Source organism: Kitasatospora sp. NPDC004272, assembly GCF_053603035.1.
In genome coordinates this window covers 1-25,823 of record NZ_JBSGET010000126.1, presented here as the reverse complement: position 1 = coordinate 25,823, position 25,823 = coordinate 1, and the positions used below count along the sequence as shown (strand labels likewise).

The window sequence follows — 25,823 nt, the reverse complement described above, 5'->3', positions numbered from 1 at the left end:
CGGCGCGGGGCGGGCCCCGCGCCGCGCCGCGCCCCCGGTGCCCTCCCGGCCCAGCACCAGTACCCGCGGGTGCGGCCGGGAGGGCATCATCATGTCGGATCGCTTCCCGGTCGAATCGGATGATTCGGGCGATAGGGTCACTATGGGCAGTTCCGACGAGGAGGAGCACGGGGCATGAACCTGCGACTGCGGACGATCACGCGCGAGGAGCACCTGGCCTTCGTGCAGAGCCGGCCCTCGGCCAGCCACATGCAGGTGCCGTCCTGGGGCGACGTGAAGTCGGAGTGGCGGGCGGAGAGCCTGGGCTGGTTCGACGCCTCCGGCCAGATCGTCGGCGCCGGCCTCGTCCTCTACCGCCAGCTGCCCAAGGTCAAGCGCTACCTGGCCTACCTGCCGGAGGGCCCGGTCATCGACTGGTTCGACCAGGACCTCGACCGCTGGCTCAAGCCGATGCTGGCCCACCTGAAGTCCCAGGGCGCGTTCACCGTGAAGATGGGCCCGCCGGTGGTGGTGCGCCGCTGGGAGGCCACCACGATCAAGGACGCGATCGCCGGCAAGCAGGCCAAGCGGCTGCGCGACGTCGACCCCGACTTCAGCGAGCCGCGCGCCCTGGAGACCGCCGAGCGGCTGCGCCGGGCCGGCTGGCTGCAGGGCGAGGACGGCGGCGCCGGCTTCGGCGACGTGCAGCCCCGCTACGTGTTCCAGGTGCCGCTGGGCGGCCGCTCGCTGGACGACGTGCAGCGCGGCTTCAACCAGCTGTGGCGGCGCAACATCAAGAAGGCCGAGAAGAGCGGCGTCGAGGTGGTCCAGGGCGGCTACGAGGACCTCGCGGTCTTCCACAAGCTGTACGTGGTCACCGCCGAGCGCGACCACTTCACGCCCCGGCCGCTCTCCTACTTCCAGCGGATGTGGACGTCCCTCAACTCCGAGGACCCGAACCGGATGCGGCTGTACGTCGCCTACCACGAGGGCGAGCCGCTGGCCGCCACCACGATGCTGGTGGTCGGCGAGCACGTCTGGTACTCCTACGGCGCCTCGGCCAACCACAAGCGCGAGGTCAAGCCGTCCAACGCGGTCCAGTGGCGGATGATCCGGGACTCCTACGCGCTCGGCGCGAGCGTCTACGACCTGCGCGGGATCAGCGACACGCTGGACGAGGACGACCACCTGTTCGGGCTGATCCAGTTCAAGCTCGGCACCGGCGGCCAGGCCGCGGAGTACCTCGGCGAGTGGGACTTCCCGCTGAACAAGCTGCTGCACAAGGCGCTCGACCTCTACATGTCCCGCCGCTGAGCCACCCGCCGAGCCGACTGCGGCCGCACCACCCGAGAAAGGCCACGGGGAGACCCGGGAGAACGGCATGACCCTGACGATGTACGTGGACACCGACCGCTGGCGGGCGCACCAGCGCGGGCTGCTGGCCGAGTTCGGCGCACTGGTCCCGGTCGCCAAGGGCAACGGCTACGGCTTCGGCAACGCCCGGCTGGCCGCCGAGGCGGCCCGGCTGGGCGTCCCGATGCTGGCGGTGGGCAGCGCCGAGGAGGCCGCCGCGGTGGCCGGCGACTTCCCCGGCGACCTGCTGGTGCTCACCCCCTACCGGCCCGGCCAGCCCGGGGCGGACCTGCCCGCGGACCGGGTGGTGCGCACCGTCGCGCACGCCGAGGCGCTGTCCGCGCTGCCCGCCGGGAGCCGGGTCGTCATCGAGTGCATGACCTCGATGCGGCGGCACGGCGTCGCGGTCGGCGAGCTGCCCCGGCTGCCGGTGCGGCACCTGACCGTGGAGGGCTTCGCGCTGCACCTGCCGCTGGACCGGCCGGACGGCAGCGACCCGGTGGACGAGGTGGACCGCCTGGTCCGGGCGATCGACGGGGCCGGGCTGCCCACCGACACCGTCTACCTCAGCCACCTGTCCGCCGAGGACGGGCTGCGGCTGGCCGAACGGCACCCCGGCACCGGGTTCCGCTCCCGGATCGGCACCCGGCTGTGGCTCGGCGAGGTGGAGGCGCTGTCCTCCCGCGCCACCGTCCTGGACGTCGTCCCGGTCACCCGCGGCGAGCGCTACGGCTACCGGCAGCACAAGGCCCCCTCCGAGGGCCACCTGCTGGTCGCCACCGGCGGCACCGCGCACGGCGTCGGCCTGGAGGCGCCCAAGTACGTGCACGGGGTGCTGCCGCGGGCCAAGGGGCTGGCCCGGGCCGGGCTGGCCACCGTCAACCGGACGCTGTCGCCGTACTCCTGGCAGGGCAAGCAGCTGTGGTTCGCCGAGCCGCCGCACATGCAGGTGTCGATCCTGTTCCTGCCCGGCGAGCTCAAGCCGCCGGCGATCGGCGACGAGCTGGCCCTGACCGTCCGCCACACCACCACCCATTTCGACCGGGTGGTCGAACGCTAGGCCCGGCACGGCGAAGGGGCCCGTCCGGTGGACGGGCCCCTTCGGCGCGTGCGGGGTGCGGCTACTTGGCGGGCTCCGGGTCGGGGCCGAACCCGGCGCCCGGCTCGACCTCCGGCTCGGGCTCCTTGCTCAGCCAGTCCCCGTCCGGGGCGTACGCGGCGTACGTCTCCTGCTCGCGCAGCCCCCGGGCGGAGCCGAGCACGAACTTGTCCGGGGCGCCGTCCAGCACGCCGCCGGAGGGGTCGTCGCTGCCGTCCCAGCGGACCGGGTCGTGCTCGGGGCGGAGGATGTCGCGGACCACCACGTAGCAGAGGTACAGGGTGCCGACCAGGTGCAGGGCGATCGCGAAGTGGTACCACTCCTGGTCGATGCCGTGGTGCTTGCCGTCGCCGTTGTAGGCCAGGTACGACCAGACGCCGAAGAAGTACAGCACCTCGCACGCCTGCCAGATCAGGAAGTCGCGCCAGCGCGGCCGGGCCAGCGCGGCCAGCGGGATCAGCCAGAGCACGTACTGCGGCGAGTAGACCTTGTTGGTCAGGACGAACGCGGCCACCACCAGGAAGGCCAGCTGGGCGAAGCGCGGGCGGCGCGGGGCGCTGATCGCCAGCCAGCCGACCGCCAGGCAGCTGAGCACCAGCAGGACGGCGATCCAGGTGTTCAGGGTGTCCAGGTACCGGCCCTTGCGGATGCCCTGCATCAGGATCAGCCAGAACGAGCCGTAGTCCTCCCGGCGGGTCTGGCTGAAGCTGTAGAAGGTCAGCCAGCCCTTCCAGTTGGCCAGCATGATCGGCAGGTTGACCACCAGCCAGGCACCGAGCGCGCCGCCGAACGCCTGGCCGAACTCCTTCCACTTGCCCGCCCGCAGGCAGAGCACCAGCAGCGGGCCGAGCAGCAGCACCGGGTAGAGCTTGGCCGCGGTGGCCAGACCGATGAACACGCCCGCCCAGACCGGCCGGGAGCCCGACCAGTAGGCCATCGCCACGGCGGCCAGGGCGACCGCCAGCAGGTCCCAGTTGATGGTGGAGTTCAGCGCCAGGGCCGGGGCCAGGGCGAACAGCAGCGCGTCCCACGGGCGGCGGCGCTGGGCGCGGGAGGTGGCGACCACGGCGACCACGGCGCAGATCATCAGCATGCCGGCGTTGACCATCCAGAACCACTGCTCACGGCTCATCAGGTCGCCGCTGTGGGTGGTCAGCCAGGCCGCGACCTGCATGAACAGGCCGGTCAACACCGGGTACTCCAGGTACTGCATGTCCGGCGAGCCCTGCGGGATCGGGTCCAGGTAGGGCGTCAGCCCGTCGGCGAAGCCGCGGCCGGAGAACAGGTGCGGGATGTCGCTGTAACACGCCTTCGTGTACTGGGTGGTGGCGCCGTGGAACCAGCCGTCGTTGTAGCACGGGGCCTTCTGGAACAGGCCCAGCACGTAGACCGCGATCACCGCCAGCGCGAGGAACTTGGCCGGCGTCCACCAGGACACCCCCAGCAGCGCCCGGCGGCCGGGCGGCCCGCCGAACAGCTCGCTGCCGGCCTCCGAGACCGGATCCTCGTCCGCGGGCACCACCACGGTGTTGGGCAGCGGACCGTCGGCCTGTACGGGGCCGGGCGGCGAGGTCTCGTCACGAAGGCTGGAGGTCATGGCGCACATACTGCCGCACCGCTGTGCGCAATCGAAGAGGGGCACGGGATCGCCAGGCGATCCGTGCCCCTCTGCGGTGTTTGCGCCGGGATCCGGCGGTCGCTACCCGGTGGTGCCGACGGTGGTGCCGCCGTTCCTGCCGCCGCCGTTGCCGCTGCCGCTGCTCGGCGAGGGCGACGTGCCGCCGTTGCCGGTGCCGCTGCTCGGCGAGGGGGACGTGCCGCCGTTGCCGGTGCCGCCGGTGGAGCACAGGTCGAGCAGGCAGCTCGGCGAGGGACTGGCCGAACCCGTCGGGTGCTTGCTCGGCTTGCCGGTCGGCTGCTCGGTGTCGGTCGGCGACGGGTCGGCCGTCTCGGTCGGCAGCTGCTCGGTCGGCGAGGCCGACGCGGACTCGGAGGCCGACGCGGAGGGCGAGGCCGAGACCGGGGCGCCCGAGGAGTCGACCTCCTCGCCCCAGGTGCCGGACGGCGGCGTGAAGTTCCGCGGGGTGCCCGGGCCGACGATCTTCATGTAGCGGGTGAAGATGTCCGCCGGGTAGTCACCGCCGTGCACCTCCGCCTTGCCGCCGGTGCCCTGCAGGGTGAGCGGCTCGGCCGGCTTCTCCTTGGCCGTCACGTCGTCGCGCCACATGCCGACCGCGGTGGCCAGGCTCGGCGTGTAGCCGACGAACCAGGCCGAGACGCTGTTGTCGGTGGTGCCGGTCTTGCCGGCCACCGGGAAGCCCAGCTCGGCGGTCTTGCTGCCGGTGCCGTTCTTCGCCGCGTTCTGCAGCACGTCGGTGATGGTGTCGGCGACCAGCGGGTCCAGCGCGGTCTTCGGCGTCGGCTTGGTGAAGTTCGGCAGCTCCTTGCCGTGGAACTTCAGCAGGGTCACCGAGTACGGGTCGGTCTGCTGGCCGTGCGCCGCGAACACCGAGTACGCCGAGGCCATCCGGACCGAGCTGGGGGTCGAGGTGCCCAGCGGGAGGGTCAGCGTGTTGGCCCCCGCCAGGGTCTCCTTGTGCAGGCCGAGCTTCTCCGCCATGGCGACCACCTTGTCGCCGCCGACGTCCTGGCCGAGCTGCACGAACGGCACGTTGTACGACCACTGCATGGCCGTCCGCAGCGTCACGTACCCCTTGTTGCCGGGGTCGCTGTTCTTCTGGTGGTAGGGCTTGCCGTCGTCGCCCATCGCCTTGCTGCCGTCGGCCTTGTAGATCTGCGCCAGGTCGTCGGCCAGGTAGCGGGAGTCCGGGTTGATCTTGGCCGGTTGGCCGTCCGGGCCGTTCTTGGTGAGGACGCCGTCCTCCATCGCGGCGGCCAGCACGAAGGGCTTGAAGGTCGAGCCGACCAGCACCGAGCCGTCCGCGTTGTTGCTGTAGTGGCCGTTCTCGCTGCCCGGGCCGCCGTAGATGGCCACGATCGCGCCGTCGTTGGGCAGCACCGAGGCGGCACCGACCTGGACGTTCTTGTCCTTCTCCCGGCTCTCCGGCTTCAGGGTGGCCGCGGAGAAGTCGTCGACGGCCTTCTTCAGGGCGTCGACCTTGTCCTTCTGGAAGGTGGTGTGGATCTCGTAGCCGCCGCGGTCCAGCGCCGCCGTGGTGATGCTCGGGTCCTTGCTGGTCACGTACTGGTTGGCCATCTGGATGAGGTACGTGATCTCACCGGTGGTCTTGGTGGCGGTCTTCACCTCGATCGGCTCCGGGAAGTCCTTGCACTTGGCCCGGTCCTCGGCGGACAGCACCTTGGTGGTGACCATCCGGTCCAGGATCCAGTTCCAGCGGAGCACCATGCGGTCGTGGTTGGCCTTGTTCAGGCTCGGGTCGAACAGGCCGGCGCCCTTGAGCAGGCCGGCCAGCATCGCGCCCTGGCAGACGTCGACCTTGCTGGCGTCGATGCCGTAGTACGCCTGCGCGGCCGCCTGGATGCCGGTCGCGCCGCGGCCGAACCAGCTGGTGTTCAGGTAGCCGGTGAGGATCTGGTCCTTGCTCTTCTGCCCGTTGACCTTCAGGGTGATGAAGAACTCCTTCACCTTGCGGGAGAGCGTCTGGTCCTGCGACAGGTAGACGTTCTTCACGTACTGCTGGGTGATGGTCGAACCGCCCTGGGTCTCGCCGCCGGTGGCCATCTTGTAGACGGCGCGGGCGATGCCCTTGGGGTCGATGCCGGAGTCGGTGCGGAAGGTGTCGTTCTCCGCCGCGATGACCGCGTCCTGCGCCGGGCGGCTGATCTGCGAGAGCTCGACCAACTGCTGGTTCTCGGTGCCGGTGCGGGCCATCTCGGTGCCGTCGGCCCAGTAGTAGACGTTGTTCTGGATCTCCAGCGGCTGTTTCTCGTCCGGCACCTGGACCATCGCGTAGGCGAGGCCGACCGCGGCCACGCTGCCGCCGAAGAAGACCAGGAACAGGCTCAGCACCTGCTTCCAGGACGGCATCCAGCGCCGGAAGCCCGACTTGCCGAACCGCGGGTAGTCGATCATCCGCTTCTTGCCCGGCCCGCCGCCACGCCCGCCGCCGCGGCCGTTCGGCGGCCCGCCGGCGCTGCCGCCACCACCGCCGCCCTTGCGGGACTGCTTGCGCATCTCGGCCCGGGTCAGCCGGGGCTGCTCCGCGGTCTCCCGCGCGGCCCGCCGACCGCCCTGGCCGGGAACCTGCCCGGGGCCCTGCCCCTGGCGGCCGGCCCGGTCGAAACCGGGGTGCCCGGAGGGCCCGCCCGGACCGGGCGGCCCGCCGCGGCCGTACTCGGGTGCGCCCTGGACCGGGCTGCCGTACGCATACGGTCGTCCGGAGTCGGGCCGCCGCGGCGGCTGCTGCTCGCCCCCGGGGCCGGCCGACCTGCGCCGGTGTTCGCTCATCTCTCCGCAGCTCCTCGGTCAGGGTGCACAGGCGAAAGAGTACGGCGCTCGAAAAGCCACCTAATCGGGCATTGGAATCCAACCGGGACGAACTGACCCGGATTCATTACACGCCCGTTGCCGTGGGGCCTTGTGATGGTGGTTACGCGTGCCCCTCTTGCTCCTTCCGTGACCCAGGGTTACTGTTGCCGATATATCGAGCCGATACATCGGCGCGACACATCGGTTCGGCATACACTGCCGGACCGGGGGCCCGTACCCGACGAGCAGGAACCCTCACGGAAGGAGGAAGGCGGTATGAGCCGACGCTCCGGCGTCCTCGAATTCGCCGTCCTCGGCCTGCTCCACGACGCGCCCATGCACGGCTACGAGCTGCGCAAGCGGCTCAACGTCCTGCTGGGCTCGTTCCGGGCCTTCTCGTACGGAACGCTCTACCCCTGCCTGAAGAGCCTGGTCGCCCAGGGCTTCCTGGTGGAGGACAACCCGGACGTCGAGTACGTCCCGGCCACGGCGCTGAACGGTAAGCGGTCGAAGATCGTCTACCGGCTCTCCCCGGAGGGCAAGCAGCGCTTCGAGGAGCTGCTCGCCGACTCCGGCCCGGAGGCGTGGGAGGACGAGCACTTCGGCGTCCGCTTCGCGTTCTTCGGCCAGACCGACCGGGCGGTCCGGATGCGCGTGCTGGAAGGCCGCCGCAGCCGGCTGGAGGAGCGGCTGGAGCGGATGCGCAGCTCCATCGCCCGCACCCGCGAGCGCTTCGACGACTACACCCTCGAACTCCAGCGCCACGGCCTGGAGTCCGTGGAGCGCGAGGTCCGCTGGCTCAACGAGCTGATCGAGACCGAGCGGGCCACCCGTACCGGACGCGGCACCGCGTCCCCCAGCACTTCGGACGGCCGTGGTCCGGCCGCCGGGTCCTCCGACCCGCCCGGGCCACCGTACGACCGCCCGGGGCGCTCCTAGCGGAGCGCTGCACCACCGCGCCGGCCCCGCCGCCCGCGGCGAGGCGCGGGCGCCCCGCGCGCCCGATCAGACAGTCAGAACAGATGTGGAACGAGGTTGCCGCCGCAGCACGGCGGACCTCATGAGATTCAGGGAGCAACCGGAATGGGTTCGGTTCGCGTAGCCATCGTCGGCGTGGGCAACTGCGCCGCCTCGCTGGTGCAGGGTGTCGAGTACTACAAGGACGCCGACCCGGCCGGTAAGGTCCCCGGCCTGATGCACGTCCAGTTCGGCGACTACCACGTCAAGGACGTCGAGTTCGTCGCCGCGTTCGACGTGGACGCCAAGAAGGTCGGCTTCGACCTGGCCGACGCCATCGGCAACAGCGAGAACAACACCATCAAGATCTGCGACGTGCCGCCGACCGGCGTCACCGTGCAGCGCGGCCACACCCTCGACGGCCTCGGCAAGTACTACCGCGAGACCATCGAGGAGTCCGACGAGGCCCCCGCCGACGTCGTGCAGGTCCTCAAGGACCGCCAGGTCGACGTCCTGGTCTGCTACCTGCCGGTCGGCTCCGAGGCCGCCGCCAAGTTCTACGCCCAGTGCGCCATCGACGCCAAGGTCGCCTTCGTGAACGCCCTCCCGGTGTTCATCGCCGGCACCAAGGAGTGGGCCGACAAGTTCACCGAGGCCGGTGTCCCGATCGTCGGCGACGACATCAAGTCGCAGGTCGGCGCCACCATCACGCACCGCGTGATGGCGAAGCTCTTCGAGGACCGCGGTGTCATCCTCGAACGCACCATGCAGCTGAACGTCGGCGGCAACATGGACTTCAAGAACATGCTGGAGCGCGAGCGCCTGGAGTCCAAGAAGATCTCCAAGACCCAGGCCGTCACCTCGCAGATCCGCGACCGCGAGCTGGGCGCCAAGAACGTCCACATCGGCCCGTCCGACTACGTCGCGTGGCTCGACGACCGCAAGTGGGCGTACGTCCGCCTTGAGGGCCGCGCGTTCGGCGACGTCCCGCTGAACCTTGAGTACAAGCTTGAGGTCTGGGACTCCCCGAACTCGGCCGGTGTCATCATCGACGCCGTGCGCGCCGCGAAGATCGCCAAGGACCGCGGCATCGGCGGCCCGATCCTCTCCGCGTCCTCGTACTTCATGAAGTCCCCGCCGGTGCAGTACTTCGACGACGAGGCCAAGGAGAACGTCGAGAAGTTCATCCGCGGCGAGGTCGAGCGCTGAGCGCAGCGAAGCCTGCTCGCTGGAGACGGTGAGCGCTGAGCAGACCTCCGGAGGGCCGTCCCGCTTCGTGCGGGACGGCCCTCCGGCGTGCTCAGGACCAGGCGGCGTTCCAGGTGGTCGGGCCGACCACGCCGTCCACCGCGAGCCCGTGCCGCTGCTGGAAGGCCCGGCAGACCCGGGCGGAGTCGGACCCGTACCAGCCGTCCGCGCCGATCGACCAGCCGCGGGCGGCCAGCCGGCGCTGCCACATCAGCACGTCGTCCCCGTGCAGCATCGGCGTCTGCACCCGCAGGTACCGCCCGGGCCAGCGCGGCGTCCCGGCGGCCGGCGCGGTCGCCTGCCCCGACGTCCGGGCGGCCGGCACGCCCCCGAGCGCCGGGTCGGCCGAGACCGTCCCCTCGGGGAAGGCCGGCACCCCGTACCCGTACGGCGAGCCGGGGCCGCGCCGCGGGCGGGACTTGAGGTAGACGCCGTCGCCCTCGGTGGAGCCGCTGTCGTTGGTGTTGTGGGTGGGGACGAAGTCGTCGGTGACGAACAGCCGGGAGGCGGCCGACACCGCGATGCACTGCACCTCCTCGTCGCGCACGTACTCGACGGAGACGACCCGGCGGGCCCGTGCGGCGTCCCGCGGGACGAACCGCTCCGCCCGGCGGCCGAGCCGGAACGGGTTGAAGCGCGGCATCTCGATGTCCCGGACCAGGTGCGCGGCCGTGCCGCTGCTCACCGCCGCCCGGCCGCCGAGCGAGCGAACCAGTTCCTGGACGTCGCGGGCCAGCCGGGCGGAGGCCGAGCGGAACTCGATCCGGCCCCGCGCGTCCACGCTGCCGTCGACGTCCATCAGCCCCTGCAGGAGGGCGAGCCGGTCCTTGGTGTCCGCGGTCAGGTAGCGGACGGGCAGGAACTCCCCTCCCGCGGCGGCCTCCCGGAGGCCGAGCGCGCGCAGCTCCCGCTCCGGTCGCCGGCCGTCGGGGAACGCGGCCCGCAGTTCGGCCAGGACCTCGGGGCGCGGACCGGCGCCGCCGGTGCCGGCCTCCCCGACAAGCAGTCCGAGCAGGTAGGGGTCGACCGGGAGCGGTCCGCCGGTCTGCCGGTACTCGACGGGTTCGAGGAGGGGCACCCGCACCCGGGAGCCCGGGGCGGCGACCAGGGCGGCGAGCTCCAGGGTGGTGACCACGCTCGGGGCGGGCCGGCCGTCGACCTCGACCTGCCAGAGGTGCTCCTCGCACGCCTCCGCGGTGGACCCGTCCCGGAGGACGACCCGGTGGACCGGGCGGACGCCCTTGGGGAAGACGCCGGTGACGCGGGACGGCCGGCCGGCCGGGTCGATCACCTCGTCGCCGACCGCGAGGTCGCCCATCCTCCGGTAGCCGGTGGGGGTGAGGACCCCGGCGTGCAGCGGGAGCGCGTTGCCCTCCACCGTCCGGATGGTGTCGGCGTCGTAGGCGACGACGACGCCGGTGTGGGTGCCGCCGTCGGGGCCGAGGTAGAAGGGGCCGCCGAGGACGGGGTAGTCGCTCCAGCGGCCGCGGTCGCGCCACCAGGCGACGGCGGTCAGGCAGGAGGCCGTCATCGGCCAGAGGGCGTCCATGCCGGTGCGGTGGGCCGCCCAGGCCTCGAAGGTGGCGCACCAGGGCTGGCCGTCGGACCATTCGAGCCCGGGGGTCTCGGTGCTGTAGCGCTGGCGGTTGTTCCAGGTGCCGTCGGGTCCGCGGCCTTCGTGCTGCCCGACCTGTCCGAGCAGCAGCGCGGTGAACTCGTCCCGCATGGGAGCCTCCCGTTGTTCCGAGTGGGTGTTCTTCCCGCCCGGGACGGTCAACGATCCGCCGGCGGCCGGGACATCGGTGGTGCGGGAGCGCGCGGGGGGCGTCCGTCCGCCCGAAGTCGACGAATGTTTCACGTGAAACCGGATCCGCCTCGTGGCACCCTTGGCGGGTGATCACCGACCGGCCCCCGCGGGAGGCCCCCCTGCCCGGGTTGCTGCTCGGCCTGCTGCGCGGACCCGGCTTCCGGCGGCTGCTGACGGTCCGGATGCTCTCGCAACTCTCGGACGGGGTGTTCCAGGCGTCCCTGGCCACCTACGCGCTCTTCTCCCCGGACAAGCAGTCCTCCCCCGCCGAGATCGCCGTCGCGCTGGCGGTGGTGATGCTGCCGTTCTCGGTGGTCGGCCCGTTCACGGGGGTGATGCTGGACCGCTGGCGGCGGCGCCAGGTGCTGCTGACGGGCAACCTGCTCCGCTGCGCGCTCTGCCTGCTGACCGTCCTGCTGCTGCTCGGCGGGCTGCCGCGCTGGGTGTTCTACGTGGCGGCGCTGGTGGTGATCGGGGTCAACCGGTTCATCCTGGCGGGGCTGTCGGCCGCGCTGCCCCGGGTGGTGGCGGACCCGTCCGCACTGGTCACCGCCAACGCGGTGTCGCCGACCCTGGGCACGGTCGCGGCGACGGTCGGCGGTTCGCTGGGGCTGGTGGGGGGAATACTGGCGTCCGGCTCGGCCGCGACCGCCCTGACGGTGGGGCTCTCCGCGCTGCTGTACCTGGTCGCCGCGCTGGCCGTGCGGCCGATCGCGCCGGACGAGCTGGGGCCCGACCTGCACCGCGAACTCCCGCCGCTGCGGCAGGCGTTGGCGGCAACCTGGCAGGACCTCCGGGCCGGGCTGCGGCACCTGCTGCGGGACTGCCGTCCGGCGGTGCGCGCGCTGGCCGCGGTGAGCCTGGCCCGGTTCTGCTACGGCGTGCTGACCGTGGTGGTGCTGATGCTGAGCCGCTACACCTTCAACACGGCCGAGGACGTCGACGGCGGCCTGGCCACCCTGGGCCTGGCGGTCGTGATGTCCGCGGCGGGCTTCTTCCTGGCCGCGGCCGTCAGCCCGTGGGCCACCCGCCGGTTCGGCCTGCACGGCTGGATGACGCTCTGCCTGGCCGGGGCCGCGGTGTTCGTGCCGGCCCTCGGCCTGACCTTCCGGGAGCCGCCGGTGCTGGCGGCCGCGCTGCTGCTGGGCGTGGTCACCCAGGGCACCAAGATCTGCACCGACACCCTGGTGCAGGAGTCGGTGGAGGACGAGTACCGCGGCCGGGTGTTCGCGATCTACGACGTCCTGATGAACGTCTCGTACGTCGCCGCGGCCGCCGCCACCGCGCTGGTCCTGCCGCTGGACGGCCGGTCCGGGCCGGTGCTGCTGGCGCTGTCCGGGCTGTACGCGGTCGGGGCGGCGCTGTACTTCCGCGCCACCCGCCGCTCCTGACGGGGGGTCGGCCGCTAGGGTACGTGGGCGCACGGCAGCGCAGAATGCCGTCAGGGGGGATAGATCAGATGAGCACACCGCCGCCACCCGGGACCTACGGCCAGCCCGACCCGTACGGCCCGCCCGGCCGGCAACCGCCGCCCCCGCCGCCGTACGGCTACCCGCAGCCGCCCGCGTACGGGCAGCAGCCCGCGGCCCCCGCGTACGGCCAGCAGCCCCCGCCCGGTCACGCCCAGCCGCCCGCGTACGGGCAGCAGCCGGGCCACGGACCGCAGCCCCCCGCTCCGGCGTACGGCCAGCCGCCGGTCTACGGGCAGCAGCCCGCGGCCCCGGCGTACGGCCAGCAGCCCGCGTACGGCCAACCGCCCGCCGGGGAGGGGCAGTTGCCCGCCTGGGGGCAGGAACCGCCGCGGGAGCCGGTCAAGCCGCTCGGGCCCGCCACCCCCCGCACCGTGCTCCGCCGGACGGCGCTCGTCGTGGTGCTGCTCGGCCTGGCCGCCGGCCTGGTGTGGCTCTTCATCGCACCGCCCCCGGGACCGGCCGTCGGCGACTGCCTGGACGGCCAGCACCGCGACGTGTCCTGCAGCGCCTCGGGTGCCAGGTGGAAGGTGGAGTACCGCAAGGACGGCGCCATCGGCCTGCTCAGCTGCTCCAGCACCCGCCCGGGGACGACGCCCTACGACGACAAGTACGGGTCGCGCAAGCACACCACCCGGTACCGGCTGTGCCTGCGCCCGGTGAACGGCGCGGCCACCACCGGAAAGCACTGACCCGGCGTCAGTCCTGCGGCTGCTCCGCCCACCAGGCGCGCAGCGCGGCCACCGCCTCCTCGTGCTCCACCGGGCCGTGCTCCAGGCGCAGTTCGAGCAGGTGCTTGTAGGCCCGGCCGACCGCGGGGCCGGGCCGCAGGCCGAGCAGCTCCATGATCTCGTTGCCGTCCAGCGCGGGGCGGATCGCGTCCAGCTCCTCCTGCTCCTGGAGCGCGGTGATCCGCTCCTCCAGCGAGTCGTAGGTGCGGGCCAGCGCGGCGGCCTTGCGCTTGTTGCGGGTGGTGCAGTCGGAGCGGGTCAGCTTGTGCAGCCGGGACAGCAGCGGGCCGGCGTCGGTGACGTAGCGGCGCACCGCGGAGTCGGTCCACTCGCCGCCGCCGTAGCCGTGGAAGCGCAGGTGCAGCTCGACCAGCCGGGAGACTTCGCCCACCAGCTCGTTGGAGTACTTGAGCTCGCGCATCCGCTTGCGGGTCATCTTGGCGCCGACCACCTCGTGGTGGTGGAAGGAGACCCGGCCGTCCGACTCGAAGCGGCGGGTGCGCGGCTTGCCGATGTCGTGCAGCAGCGCGGCCAGCCGCAGCACCAGGTCGGGGCCCTCGGTCTCCAGCGCGATCGCCTGCTCCAGCACCGTCAGCGAGTGCTCGTAGACGTCCTTGTGCCGGTGGTGCTCGTCGCTCTCCAGCCGCAGCGCCGGGAGCTCGGGCAGCACGTGGTCGGCCAGCCCGGTGTCGACCAGCAGGCGCAGGCCCTTGACCGGGTGCTCGGCGAGCAGCAGCTTGTTCAGCTCGGCCTGGACCCGCTCGGCGGAGACGATGGTGATCCGCTCGGCCATCGCGGTCATCGCGGCGACCACCTCGGGCGCCGGGTCGAAGTCCAGCTGGGCGGCGAACCGGGCGGCCCGCATCATCCGCAGCGGGTCGTCGGAGAAGGACTCCTCGGGGGTGGCGGGGGTGCGCAGCACCCGGGCCTCCAGGTCCTCCAGGCCGTGGTGCGGGTCGACGAACCGCCGGCCGGGCAGGTCGACGGCCATCGCGTTGACGGTGAAGTCGCGGCGCACCAGGTCCTGCTCGATCGAGTCGCCGTAGCTGACCTCGGGCTTGCGCGAGCTGCGGTCGTACGCCTCGCTGCGGTACGTGGTGATCTCGATCAGGAACGAGCCCTCGGCAGTGTCCTTGCGGGCGCCGACGGTGCCGAACGCGATGCCCACGTCCCAGACCGCGTCGGCCCAGCCCTTGACCAGCTTGAGGATCTGCTGCGGGCGGGCGTCGGTGGTGAAGTCGAGGTCGTTGCCGAGCCGGCCGAGCAGGGCGTCCCGGACCGACCCGCCGACCAGCGACAGCCGGTGGCCGGCCTCCTGGAAGCGGCGGGCGATCTCGTCGGCGACCGGGGAGACCCGCAGCAGCTCCTGCAGGCCGAGGGTCTGCGCCTCGGTCAGCCCCGGCAGGGCGACCCGGTCGGCGGAGCTGGAATGATTGGCGCTGGACGCATTGGCAGTGGACACGGCTCACAAGGGTACGTGCCCGGCTCGCTCCACCGCCCTCCCGTTTCCCGCCGCCGGGGGCGGCCCGGTAGCTCCCGGGCCGCAACACTGCGGGCCGGGCGGCATCGTTACCATGCCGAATGGACGCTCCTCGGCCGGGGACGGTGCGGCCGGGACGGCCGCGGCGGTGCGTGGAGTGATCGAGACGATCGGGAACGGCGAGGACGCGCGTGGACGAGCGGACCGGGCGGAACGCGGTAGTGGCGGCGCGTCGCGGACGGTGGAAGGGCCTGCTGGCCAGGGGGTCCGCCGCGCTGCTCGCGAGCGGGCTGGTCGGCGTGCTGTGCGCCGCTCCGGCGGCGGCCGGCCCGGGCCTGCTGCCGACCGCGACGGCCGAGTACCCGGCGGTGGTCCAGATCGACTCGCTGTCCGAGCAGGTCGCGACCGAGAACAGCACCGTGACCGTCACCGGCACGGTCACCAACTCCGGCGGGACGAAACTCAAGTCGCCGAACGTGAAGGTCCGCCAGCCGCAGATCCGGCCGATGACGGCCCCCAGCGAGCTGGCCCTGGTGATGTCCCGGACCACCCCCAGCACCCTGGACGGCATCTCGCTGGACAACCCCGCCCAGGGGCTGCGGGACCTGGAGCCGGGGCAGAGCGAGCCCTTCTCGCTGGCCGTGCCGGTCTCCGTGCTGAAGACCGCGAACACCGGCACCTACGAGCTGGCGGTGGACGTCTGGGGCAGCACCGGCGGCGAGCAGGCCCACCCGCTGGGCATCGCCCGGACCTTCCTGCCGTTCCAGGGCAAGAAGACCGCCCAGCCCTCCCAGCTGGCGGTGGTCTGGCCGCTGACCCACGCGCCGGTGCTGGTCGCCCAGACCATGGCGGACAGCAACCAGACCCCGGTGCTGCGCGACGACGACCTGGCCACCGAGCTGACCGGTGACGGCCGGCTGAACCAGCTGGTCCGGATCGGCGCGACCACGCCCGGGCTGACCTGGGCGATCGACCCGAACCTGCTGGACACCGTGTTCGCGATGACCAAGTCGTACCGGGTGCAGAAGCCGGGCACCGCCGGCGAGTCCGCGAGCGAGGACAACACCGTCCCGGGCACCGGCCGCGACGCGGCGACGGCCTGGCTGTCGAAGCTGCGCGAGGCGCTCGCCCAGCCCGGCAACGAGGTGGTGTCGCTGCCGTACGCCGACCCCGACCTGGCCTCGATCGCGCACAACGGCGCCGGGCTGAACGGCATGGAGGCCGCGCTGCGCAAGGCGGTGACGGCCGGCCAGATCACCACCGAGGCGCGACTCTCGGTGGACGCCAGGTCGGACGTGGCCTGGCCCCACCAGGGCGTGCTGGACCAGCGCACCGCGGCGGTGGCCGCCACCGCGGGCGGGCACCTGCTGCTGGTCGACGGCGAGTCGCTGCCGGAGTCCGACAAGCTGAGCTACACCCCGAACGCGGCCCGCCGGCTCGCCAGCGGGCAGGTCGCGGTGGTCTCCGACTCGACGCTCGCCCCGATCTTCCGGTCCGACCTGGACTCGGAGAGCCGGCGCACGCTGGCCGAGCAGCAGTTCCTCGCCGAGACCCTGACCATCGCCCACCAGGAGCCGGAGCACCCGCGCGGCCTGCTGGTGCTGCCGTCCCGCTCGATGACCGCGGGCACCGCGCAGGCGCTGCACGACTCGGTGGTGAAGGGCGCGGAGGGCGGCTGGCTGACCCTGGCGACGCTGGAGAAGGTCTCCGCCCTGACCCCGGACCCGGCCGCGAACACCTCCGTCCCGGAGGCGTACCCGGCCGGGGCGACCGCCGGCGAGCTGTCCACCGCCGAGCTGTCGGCGACCATGCAGCTCCAGGACGGCGTGGACCAGCTGATGATGATCCTCACCCGGCCGGAGCGGGTGCGTGAGTCGTTCAGCGCCACGATGGTGCGCTCGATGTCCACCGAGTGGCGCGACCAGCCGAAGGCCGGCACCGAGTACCGGCTCGGGGCGCGCACCTACCTGGACAACCTGAAGTCCGCGGTCCGGGTGGTCCAGAAGAGCGTGGTGACCCTGCCGGGCGACAACGCGACGATGCTGGTCAGCGTGAAGAACGGGCTGACCCAGTCGGTCGGCAACCTGGAGCTGCGGGTCATCTCCACCCAGGCGAACCGGCTGCGGATCAACTACCCGATCCAGTCGGTGGTGCTGGACGCCACCACCAACTCGACCCTCCGCTTCCCGGTCGAGGCCCAGGTCAACGGCCCGGTCCGGGTGACCGCGCAGCTGTGGACCACCGGCCCGAACGCCCGCCCCTACGGCGAGGCGATGGAGTTCACCGTCGACGTCACCTCGGTGGCCAGCGGCGTGATGTACGTGATCGCCGGCGGCACCGTGCTGATGGTGCTCGCCGGGGTGCGGTTCTCCCTGCAGCGCAAGAAGCGCCGGGCGGCCGGCGAGGTCGACGAGGACCCGGACCGTCCGGTCGACGGCTCCGCCGGGGCCGGGCGGGGCGCCGAGCCGCCGTCCGACGCGGACCCCTCGTCCACCGCGGATGACACCGATCGGGTATCCGGTGATGAGAAGGTGGATCACTAGGTCGCCCCACCCCCCGGGCGTCCATCCCCCTCTCTGACGTGGATTGGTGGCATGAACGAGCGGAGCGATCGAACGGCCCAGGACCAGGGCGGCGGCCGGCCCCAGGAGCGCGCGGGCGGCCTCCGGTCCGCCGCCCCCGCGGAACCGGCCGCCGACTGGTACGTCGCCGACACCTACGCCAACGACCCGTACGCCGCCGAGGCGTTCGGGAGCGCGGACCCGTACGGCGCGATCGACCTGCCGGGCGCCGGTCCCGACCGGACGGACACCCCCGAGGGGTCGGCCGCGGTGCCGGGCCGGCCCGACGCCGCGACCGATCCCACCCTGCGGCTGACCGCCCCGGCGCCGCGCTGGGCCTCGGTCGCCGCCGAGGTCGCGGCCGGGGCCCGGTCCGCACCGGAGGCAGCCGCCGACGCGCCCGCGGAGGCGCCCGCGAAGGAGCGGTCCGCACCGGAGGAGCCCGCCGAGCGGCCCCGCTGGGAGCTCCCGGCCGAGCCCGCCCCCGTCGACGACTACGTCGGGGTGGACGCCCTGCTGTCGGGGGACGCCGCCGACCCGCCCGGCGACGGGGAGCGGGACGCGGCCGGGGAGGCGGACGGGGACGCGGCCGGGGAGGACGACCCGGGCGAGGACCGGGCGGAACCCGCCGGGGACGCGCGGAGCACCCACCCGTACGTGCCGCCGATCGAGTTCGACCCGCCGCTGTCCGAGGAGGAGGTGGTGCTGCGGGCCGACTCGGCCGTCCTGGAGGCGAACGCGGCCGCCGCCGTGCCCACCGGTCCGCCGGCGCCCTTCCTCGCGCCCGAGCCCGCCGAGCCCGACCCCGGGTCAGGCCCCGAGCCCGGCCCCGGTGCTCCCGGGAACGGCGGGGGCGGCGGGGGCGGCGGTGCGGCCAAGGTCGCCGGGCTGCTGAACTCCAGCGCGGTGATGGCGGCCGGCACCCTGGTCTCCCGCGGCACCGGCTTCCTGCGCACCATGGTGATCGCCGCCGCGATCGGCGTCGCCTCGATGGGCGACTCGTACAACGCCGCGAACACCCTGCCCACCCTGCTGTACATCCTGATCGGCGGCGGCGCGCTGAACGCGGTGTTCGTGCCGCAACTGGTGCGCAGCATGAAGAACGACGAGGACGGCGGCACCGCGTACGCCAACCGGCTGCTCACCCTGGTGGTGACCGGCCTGGCGGGCGTGGTGTTCGTGGCGGTGCTGGCCGCGCCGGTGCTGGTGCAGCTGATCTCGCACGCGCTGATGCGCGACGCGGCGAGCGCCGACACCACGGTGGCGCTGGCCCGCTACTGCCTGCCGACCATCTTCTTCATGGGCGTGCACGTGGTGATGGGCCAGATCCTCAACGCCCGCGGCCGGTTCGGCGCGATGATGTGGACGCCGGTCCTGAACAACGTCGTGGTGATCTTCACCTTCGTGATGTACATCGCGGTGTACGGCACCTTCCAGCACACCGAGGTCACCCCGCAGTCGATCTCCCCGGAGGGCGTCCGGCTGCTCGGCATCGGCACCATGCTGGGCCTGGCCGTGCAGGCGCTGTCGATGATCCCGTACCTGCGGGCGGCGGGCTTCTCGTTCCGGCCGCGCTTCGACTGGCGCGGCCACGGCCTGGGCAAGGCCGCCCGGCTCGCCAAGTGGACCTTCCTGTTCGTGCTGGCCAACCAGGCCGGCTTCCTGGTGGTCACCCAGCTGGCCACCGCCTCCGGCCGGGCCGCCGAGCAGGACGGCCACCTCGGCGTCGGCCTGGCCGCCTACTCCAACGCGCTGCTGATCTGGCAGCTGCCGATGGCGGTGATCACCGTCTCGGTGATGAGCGCGGTGCTCCCCCGGCTCTCCCGGGCCGCCGCCGACCAGGACTCCGGCGCCGTCCGCGACGACCTCTCGTACGGCCTGCGCACCTCGGCGGTGGCGATCGTCCCCGCCGCGTTCCTGTTCCTGTCGCTGGGCCCGGTGATCGGCTCCTCGATCTACGGGCTGGGCAACGGCGGCGCGGTCGCCCACGGCACCACCGCGGTCGGCTACATGCTCTCCGCGTTCGCCCTCGGCCTGATCCCGTACTCGGTGCAGTACGTGCTGCTGCGCGGCTTCTACGCCTACGAGGACACCCGCACGCCGTTCTCCAACACCGTCTGGGTGGCGCTCACCCAGGCCGCCACCGCGGTGCTGTGCTGGCTGGTGCTGCCCGCGCAGTGGGCGGTGACCGGCATGGCGCTGGGCTACGGCCTGTCCTACGCGGTCGGCGTGTTCGTCGCGGTGCCCAAGCTGAAGGCGAAGGTCGGCGGCCTGGACACCGCCCGGATCACCAAGACGTACGTCCGGCTGGCGATGGCCTCGCTGCCCGCCGCGGTGGTCGGCCTGGTGCTGGAACTGCTCGCCCTGCAGGTCCTGGACGGGTGGGTCGGCAACGTGCTGACCCTGCTGGTCGCGGCCGGCGCGCAGCTCGCGGTGTTCCTGGTGCTGGCGCGGAAGATGCGCATCGAGGAACTGAGCGCACTCACCGGAATGGTCCGCAGGAGGCTCGGCCGCTGAGACCCCCCGCGAGCGCCCGGTTGACGTGACGTCAACCCGGACGAGGACGAACCGTCGGATCCTCAGTACGCTTTCCCTGGGCCGGAGTCGGGGTACGCCCCCGGTTCCGGCCCATTCGTCTGCTGTTCCGCCGGATGTGGGCAACCGGGCAACCTCCCGCCACTCCCAGAGGTCGTACCTGGCGTCCGGAAGTGGGCACAATTGACCCTGCACGGCCGACCGCTCCGGGAACGGGGACGTCGACCGTCCTGGGATGGACCGGGGCGACACAAGGGGAGGCAGGACCACGGTGGCTGACGGCACCAAGGCGATCGTCGACACGTCCGAGACGGACGGGGCGGCGACCGAGGCCGCGCCGGCGACGGGCACGGAGCGCGAGGCCGGCTCCGACCACGGGTCCGACCGCGACTCCGGGAGCGGCCGGGCCGCCAAGAGCCCGGCGAAGGGCTCCCCGAACGGCGCCGCGAACGGCAGCGCGAAGGGCTCCCCGAACGGCAGCGCGAAGGGCGCCGCGAACGGCAGCGCGACCGGGGCGGTGAACGGGGCGGTGAAGACCGCCGCCGCGAACGGCTCCACGAAGACCGCCGAGGCGAAGGCCGGAGCGAAGAGCGGAGAGGCGAAGAACGGGGCGAAGAGCGGAGAGGCGAAGAACGGCAGCCGGAGCAACGGCAAGGGCAGCGCCGGGACGGACCCGCAGACCACCCCGCTGCGCGCGGCCCGCCCGAAGGCCGGACCCGCCGCACCCGCCGCAGCCGCCGCCACGGCCGCCGAGGACACCCCCGGGACCCCCGGCCCGGACGGCTCCGACGACCAGCGGCCGGGCCCGCCCCCCGAGGTCACCGCCCCGCTCTCCGCCCAGGAGATCGACGCCGAGCTGGCCGCCCAGGGCCCCCGCCCCGAACGCCCCTCCCGCAGCCGCGGGGTGCGCCGCCCGCTGCCGCCGGTCGAGCCCTCCGAGCCCGCCCCGGCCACCAGCACCGAGACCCTGGACGCCGACACCGCCACCCTGCCGACCGTGCTGCCCGCCCCGCAGCGGCACAGCGGCGACAAGATCGGCGCCCGCTACCGGCTGGAGGAGTGCATCTCCGAGTCGGAGACCTTCAGCAGCTGGCGCGCCGTCGACGAGAAGCTCCGCCGCGCCGTCGGCGTCCACCTGCTCGCGGCCGGCCACCGCCGCGCCAAGTCGGTGCTCACCGCCGCCCGCAGCGCCGCCCTGCTCGGCGACCCGCGCTTCGTCCAGGTGCTCGACGCGGTGCAGGAGGGCGAGCTGGTCTACGTCATCCGCGAGTGGCTGCCCGGCGCCCACGACCTCGGCGAGCTGCTGGCGAGCGGCCCGATGGAGCCGTACGACGCGTACCAGATGGTCCGCCAGGTCACCGACGCGATCGCCGCCGCCCACGAGCGCGGCCAGGCGCACCTGCGGCTCACCCCCAAGTGCGTGCTGCGCACCGACGGCGGCCAGTACCGGATCAACGGCATCGCGGTGGACGCGGCGCTGCGCGGCCTGCCCGCCGAGGACGCCGAGCTGACCGACGTCCGGGCGATCGGCGCGCTGCTGTACGCGGCGCTCACCCACCGCTGGCCCTACCCCGAGGACCGCTACGACCTGCAGGGCCTCCCCAAGGGCCTGGGCTGCGTCCCGCCGGACCAGGTCCGGGCGGGCGTCCACAAGGGCCTGGCGGAGCTCGCCGCGCGGATCCTGTGCGAGCAGCCCCCGCACCACAAGGAGCCGATCACCAGCCCCGCCGAACTGGCCGCGGCGATCAACCGGATGCCGAAGATCCGGCAGCCCGAGCAGCCCGCCCCGCCCGCGCTGCGCGCCCTGCCCGCCGCCCGGCCGCGCTACGCGAGCGGCGCGCAGACCCAGGTGCTCCCCCGCCCGGAACCCGCGCCCGCCCCCACGCCCGCCCCGGCCGCCCCGCGCCGCCGCCGCGGGCTGCGCCGCCTGCTGAAGTGGACCGCCTCGCTGGTGGCGCTCTCCGCGGTGGCGATCGGCTCCTGGCAGCTGGCCCAGTACGTCAACGCCCAGCAGGACAAGGCCGAGAGCGGCCAGAGCACCCCGGCGCCCGTCCCGAGCGGCTCGGCCCCCGCCGCCGTCAGCGGGAAGCTCCCCCTCGCCGCGCTCTCGCCGTTCAACGCGTTCGGCGACAACAAGAGCGAGCACTTCAGCGAGGTGCCGAACGCCACCGACGGCAACCCGGCCACCGCCTGGACCACCCAGCGCTACAACGACCAGTTCGGCGGCGCCTACCGGCCCGGCACCGGCCTGCTGATCGACCTCGGCTCGGCCCACCGGGTCGACTCGGTGGACGTCCAGTTCCTCGGCGACACCAAGGTCGAACTGAAGGCCGCGCCCACCGGCACCACCGCCCCGCCGTCCGCCGACGAGCCCGGCTTCCGCAGCTTCGGCGCCTCGATCGCGGCCACCTCCGGCAGCAAGGTCACCCTGAAACCCGACAGCCCGGTCACCACCCGGTACCTGCTGCTCTGGCTGACCAGCGTCCCGGCCAACGACGACGGCGGCGGCTTCCGCGGCAAGGTCGCCGAGGTCCAGGTCAACGGCTAGTGCCGCGTCAGGCAACCTTCGCCCGTCGCGCCCCCGTCCCGTCCCCGGTTTCTCCTCCCGGGCACCTCTTGATCCGTTCCGGCGCATCCCCAACGATGTGACCCGGGGCCGCCGGAACGGACGGCCGAACCGCAAGGAGGGGGCGGATGGCCGAGGAGCCCACCGACGCCGAACTGCTCGCCCGGCACACGGCGGGCGACCCGGACGCCTTCGGGACGCTGGTGCACCGGCACCGGGACCGCCTGTGGGCGGTCGCGGTGCGCACCCTCGGCGACCGCGAGGAGGCCGCCGACGCGCTGCAGGACGCCCTGGTCTCCGCCTTCCGGGCCGCCGCCGGGTTCCAGGGCCGCTCGGCGGTCACCACCTGGCTGCACCGGATCGTGGTGAACGCCTGTCTGGACCGGGCCCGCCGCGGCGCGGTCCGCCGGGCCGATTCGCTCGACCAGCGGCCGGACGGCACCGCCGAGCGCGCGCTCGGCGCCGCCGAGGACGCCGAGCACCACGCGGTGCGGGCCGAGACCCGCCGCGAGGTGGCCGACGCGCTGGCCGAACTGCCCGCCGAGCAGCGGGCCGCCCTGGTGCTGGTCGACATGCAGGGCTACCCGGTGGCCGAGGCCGCCGAGGTGCTGGGCGTGCCGGTCGGCACCGTGAAGAGCCGCTGTGCCCGCGGCCGGGCCCGACTGCTGCCGCTGCTGCGCCACCTCGGGCCGGGCGGCACCCCGGTTCCACGTGGAACCGGGGTGGACGCCGTTCCACGTGGAACACCCCCCGACCTCCGGCCCGCCGCCCCGCTCGGTGTTCCACGTGGAACACCGCCGGAGCTCCGGCCCGCCCGGGCCGGTGCACGGGGGAACCGGACCGCGGCCCCCCGGGGCCCGCCCCCCCCCCCCCCCCCCCCCCCCCCCCCCCCCCCCCCCCCCCCCCCGCCCGGCCGGCCCGGTCCCCGGGGCCCCCGCCCCGGCTCCCGGCGGGGCCGCGCCGCCCGCGCCCCGGAGCGGGAACCCGAACCCGCCCTCCCCCGTCCCACCCACGGATCCCTCGCCCGCGCTGGAAGGAGATGCGACCCCGCGATGACGCCGCACCCGCCTTCCGGCCACCCCGCCCTGGACGCCCTCGCCGACCTCGCCGAGGACCTGCTGCCGCCCGACCGGGCCGCCGCGCTGCACGCCCACCTGGCCGACTGCCCGGCCTGCGCCGAGGACTTCGCGGCGCTGTCCGGCCTCCCGGAACTGCTGGCCGACGCCCCGCCGCCCGTCATGCCGCAGGACGTCGCGGACCGGCTGACGGCCGCCCTGGCCGCCGAGTCCGCCGCCCGCGCCGAGACCGGTGCGACCCGGCCCGCTCCCCCGGCCGGCACCGCTCCGGCCGAGGTCGTCCCGGCCGCCCCGCGCCGCACCGGCGCCCCGACGGGCATCCCGGCCGCCGCCACCGGCCCCGGCCGTCCGCCGCACCGCCGCCGGCGCGGCCGACGGCTGCTACTCGCCGGCACGGCCGTCGCGGCGGTGGTGTTCGGCCTGGGGCTGGGCGGCTCGCTGCTCGACCGCGGTTCCGACGGCGAGGGCAGCAGCGCCGGTCGGTACGTCTCCGACGCTGCGGCCGCCCCGGCGTCCGCCGCCGGCTCCCCGGCGCCCCAGCAGGTGGCCCCGGGCGCCGGCGTCGCCGACGGCCCGGACTTCACCGAGGCCCGACTGCCCGCGCAGGTCCGGCAACTGATGGCCGGTGCGCCGCCGCAGGAGCTCGGCCCGGCCACCCCCGACGGGGCGGCGGAGCTCCCGTCCTGCCTGTCGGCGGCGGCCGGGCGGCCCGGCGAGCGGCCCGCCGCCACCGGCCCCGGCCGCTACCTGGGCCGCCCGGTGCTGGCCCTGGTGTTCCGCCCGCCGGGCGGCGACGGGCCGTTGGACGTCTACCTGGCCACCCCGGACTGCCCCGGTTCGACGATCCTGCTGCACAGCACCGTCCCGGCCCCCTGATTCCTCGCCCGGCCGGGCCCACCGCGCCCGGAGTGCGGGCGGTGGGTGCGGCCGGGCCTGGGAATGCGGGAGACTGGTGAGTCGTTGTCCGGGGCGGCGGAGCAGACCGCCCTCCCCCGCGCGAGCGGGACGCCAGGCGAACCAGGAGAAGCAGTGAGCGACGTCCGTAACGTGATCATCATCGGTTCCGGCCCGTCCGGATACACCGCTGCGCTGTACACCGCGCGCGCCTCCTTGAAGCCGCTGGTGTTCGAGGGCGCCGTCACGGCCGGCGGCGCCCTGATGAACACCACCGAGGTGGAGAACTTCCCCGGCTACCGCGACGGCATCATGGGCCCCGAGCTGATGGACAACATGCGCGCCCAGGCCGAGCGCTTCGGCGCCGAGCTGGTGCCGGACGACGTCATCGCCGTCGACCTCACGGGCGACATCAAGACCGTCACCGACTCCGAGGGCACCGTGCACCGCGCCCGCGCCGTGATCGTCGCCACCGGCTCCCAGCACCGCAAGCTCGACCTGCCGAACGAGGACAAGCTCTCCGGCCGCGGCGTCTCCTGGTGCGCGACCTGCGACGGCTTCTTCTTCCGCGACCAGGACATCGCGGTGGTCGGCGGCGGCGACACCGCCCTGGAGGAGGCCACCTTCCTCTCCCGCTTCGCCAAGAGCGTCACCGTGATCCACCGGCGCAACTCGCTGCGCGCCTCCAAGGCGATGCAGGAGCGCGCCTTCGCCGACCCGAAGATCACCTTCGCCTGGGACAGCGCGGTCGAGGAGATCCACGGGGACCCGAAGCTCTCCGGTCTGACCCTGCGCGACACCAACACCGGGGACCTGCGCGAGCTGCCCGTCACCGGCCTGTTCATCGCGATCGGCCACGACCCGCGCACCGAGCTGTTCAAGGGCCAGCTGGAGCTGGACGCCGAGGGCTACCTCAAGGTCGAGGCCCCCTCCACCCGCACCAACGTCCCCGGCGTCTTCGCCGCGGGCGACGTGGTGGACCACACCTACCGCCAGGCCATCACCGCCGCCGGCACCGGCTGCTCCGCCGCGCTGGACGCCGAGCGCTACCTGGCCGCGCTGTCCGACGCCGACGAGGCCCCGGCCGCCGTCGTCGCGGTCTGACGCACCGCCAGATCCGTCCCGGCGGAAGCAGAAACAGATCCGCCTCCGCCGTTGTTATCCCTGACGTACCTCTTCTCCGACCCCAAGGAGTTCCCGTGGCCGGCGCCACCAAGGAAGTAACCGACGCCACCTTCGACGCCGAGGTGCTCAAGAGCGACAAGCCCGTCCTCGTCGACTTCTGGGCCACCTGGTGCGGCCCCTGCCGCCAGGTCGCCCCGGTCCTGGAGGACATCGCGGCCGAGCACGCCGACAAGCTGACCGTCGTCAAGCTCGACGTGGACGCCAACCAGGAGACCGCTGCGGCGTACAACGTGATCTCCATCCCGACGCTCAACGTCTACAAGGGCGGCGAGCTGGTGAAGACCATCACCGGTGCCCGCCCGAAGGCCGCGCTGCTGCGCGAGCTGGCCGAGTACCTGTAGGCCCTGCCACACCGCGGCGGGGCGGGCGGGGTGTCCCTGCGGGGCGCCCCGGCCTGTTGGGGGGGGGGCCGGGGGCGCCCCGGGCGGGCGGG

15 protein-coding genes and 1 pseudogene are annotated in these 25,823 nt (G+C 73.6%); 12 read left to right on the top strand and 4 right to left on the bottom strand.

Going from position 1 to position 25,823, the window contains the following annotated elements; translation table 11 throughout:
- Window positions 1-174 precede the first annotated feature (174 nt).
- Both ACWEO5_RS29950 and ACWEO5_RS29945 read left to right on the top strand, forming a co-directional pair.
- A complete protein-coding gene (locus tag ACWEO5_RS29950) occupies window positions 175-1,293 on the top strand; it encodes a lipid II:glycine glycyltransferase FemX (RefSeq protein ID WP_452165325.1) in 1,119 nt (372 codons plus the stop codon).
- A 67-nt stretch (window positions 1,294-1,360) separates the two neighbouring features.
- Window positions 1,361-2,392 carry an alanine racemase gene (locus ACWEO5_RS29945; RefSeq protein WP_452165324.1) on the top strand — a complete coding sequence of 344 codons (1,032 nt, stop codon included), beginning with the start codon at window positions 1,361-1,363 and terminating at the stop codon, window positions 2,390-2,392.
- A gap of 61 nt (window positions 2,393-2,453) precedes the next feature.
- On the opposite strand, the gene ACWEO5_RS29940 is transcribed toward ACWEO5_RS29945, so the two are convergent.
- Entirely contained in the window at window positions 2,454-4,037 is a 1,584-nt protein-coding gene (locus ACWEO5_RS29940) for a glycosyltransferase family 87 protein (protein WP_452165323.1), read from the bottom strand.
- A gap of 93 nt (window positions 4,038-4,130) precedes the next feature.
- Window positions 4,131-6,860, bottom strand: coding sequence for a transglycosylase domain-containing protein (locus tag ACWEO5_RS29935; protein WP_452165322.1), 2,730 nt, complete (start codon window positions 6,858-6,860; stop codon window positions 4,131-4,133).
- 297 nt (window positions 6,861-7,157) lie between these two features.
- Here ACWEO5_RS29935 and ACWEO5_RS29930 point away from each other — a divergent pair, with 297 nt between their 5' ends.
- Together ACWEO5_RS29930 and ACWEO5_RS29925 are read left to right on the top strand one after the other, a co-directional pair.
- Complete coding sequence (locus tag ACWEO5_RS29930; protein WP_344549794.1) at window positions 7,158-7,820, top strand: PadR family transcriptional regulator; 663 nt, start codon at window positions 7,158-7,160, stop codon at window positions 7,818-7,820.
- A 144-nt stretch (window positions 7,821-7,964) separates the two neighbouring features.
- Entirely contained in the window at window positions 7,965-9,047 is a 1,083-nt protein-coding gene (locus ACWEO5_RS29925; protein WP_014136999.1) for an inositol-3-phosphate synthase, read from the top strand.
- Between the two features lie 91 nt (window positions 9,048-9,138).
- On the opposite strand, the gene ACWEO5_RS29920 is transcribed toward ACWEO5_RS29925, so the two are convergent.
- Window positions 9,139-10,812: a peptidoglycan-binding protein gene (locus ACWEO5_RS29920; RefSeq protein ID WP_452165321.1), complete on the bottom strand. Its 1,674-nt coding sequence runs from the start codon at window positions 10,810-10,812 to the stop codon at window positions 9,139-9,141.
- 167 nt (window positions 10,813-10,979) lie between these two features.
- Between ACWEO5_RS29920 and ACWEO5_RS29915 the strand changes: the two genes are divergently transcribed.
- On the top strand, window positions 10,980-12,284 hold the full coding sequence (locus ACWEO5_RS29915) for an MFS transporter (protein WP_452165320.1): 1,305 nt from the start codon (window positions 10,980-10,982) through the stop codon (window positions 12,282-12,284).
- 68 nt (window positions 12,285-12,352) lie between these two features.
- Complete coding sequence (locus tag ACWEO5_RS29910) at window positions 12,353-13,054, top strand: LppU/SCO3897 family protein (protein WP_452165319.1); 702 nt, start codon at window positions 12,353-12,355, stop codon at window positions 13,052-13,054.
- A gap of 7 nt (window positions 13,055-13,061) precedes the next feature.
- Here the strand turns inward: ACWEO5_RS29910 and ACWEO5_RS29905 are convergent, their stop codons facing one another.
- A complete protein-coding gene (locus ACWEO5_RS29905; RefSeq protein WP_452165326.1) occupies window positions 13,062-14,498 on the bottom strand; it encodes a CCA tRNA nucleotidyltransferase in 1,437 nt (478 codons plus the stop codon).
- Window positions 14,499-14,764: 266 nt separating this feature from the next.
- On the opposite strand from ACWEO5_RS29905, the gene ACWEO5_RS29900 reads away from it, so the two are divergent.
- From ACWEO5_RS29900 to trxA, 6 genes and pseudogenes are all read left to right on the top strand, one after another.
- Complete coding sequence (locus ACWEO5_RS29900; RefSeq protein ID WP_452165318.1) at window positions 14,765-17,116, top strand: DUF6049 family protein; 2,352 nt, start codon at window positions 14,765-14,767, stop codon at window positions 17,114-17,116.
- A 51-nt stretch (window positions 17,117-17,167) separates the two neighbouring features.
- Window positions 17,168-19,651: a murein biosynthesis integral membrane protein MurJ gene (gene murJ, locus ACWEO5_RS29895; RefSeq protein WP_452165317.1), complete on the top strand. Its 2,484-nt coding sequence runs from the start codon at window positions 17,168-17,170 to the stop codon at window positions 19,649-19,651.
- Between the two features lie 289 nt (window positions 19,652-19,940).
- Window positions 19,941-22,217: a serine/threonine protein kinase gene (locus ACWEO5_RS29890; RefSeq protein ID WP_452165316.1), complete on the top strand. Its 2,277-nt coding sequence runs from the start codon at window positions 19,941-19,943 to the stop codon at window positions 22,215-22,217.
- Window positions 22,218-22,363: 146 nt separating this feature from the next.
- Window positions 22,364-23,035: pseudogene (sigM, locus tag ACWEO5_RS29885) on the top strand (RNA polymerase sigma factor SigM); the annotation flags it as partial.
- 1,305 nt (window positions 23,036-24,340) lie between these two features.
- Window positions 24,341-25,309 carry a thioredoxin-disulfide reductase gene (gene trxB, locus ACWEO5_RS29880; protein WP_344549803.1) on the top strand — a complete coding sequence of 323 codons (969 nt, stop codon included), beginning with the start codon at window positions 24,341-24,343 and terminating at the stop codon, window positions 25,307-25,309.
- 95 nt (window positions 25,310-25,404) lie between these two features.
- A complete protein-coding gene (gene trxA / locus ACWEO5_RS29875) occupies window positions 25,405-25,731 on the top strand; it encodes a thioredoxin (RefSeq protein WP_033214191.1) in 327 nt (108 codons plus the stop codon).
- Window positions 25,732-25,823: the final 92 nt, after the last annotated feature.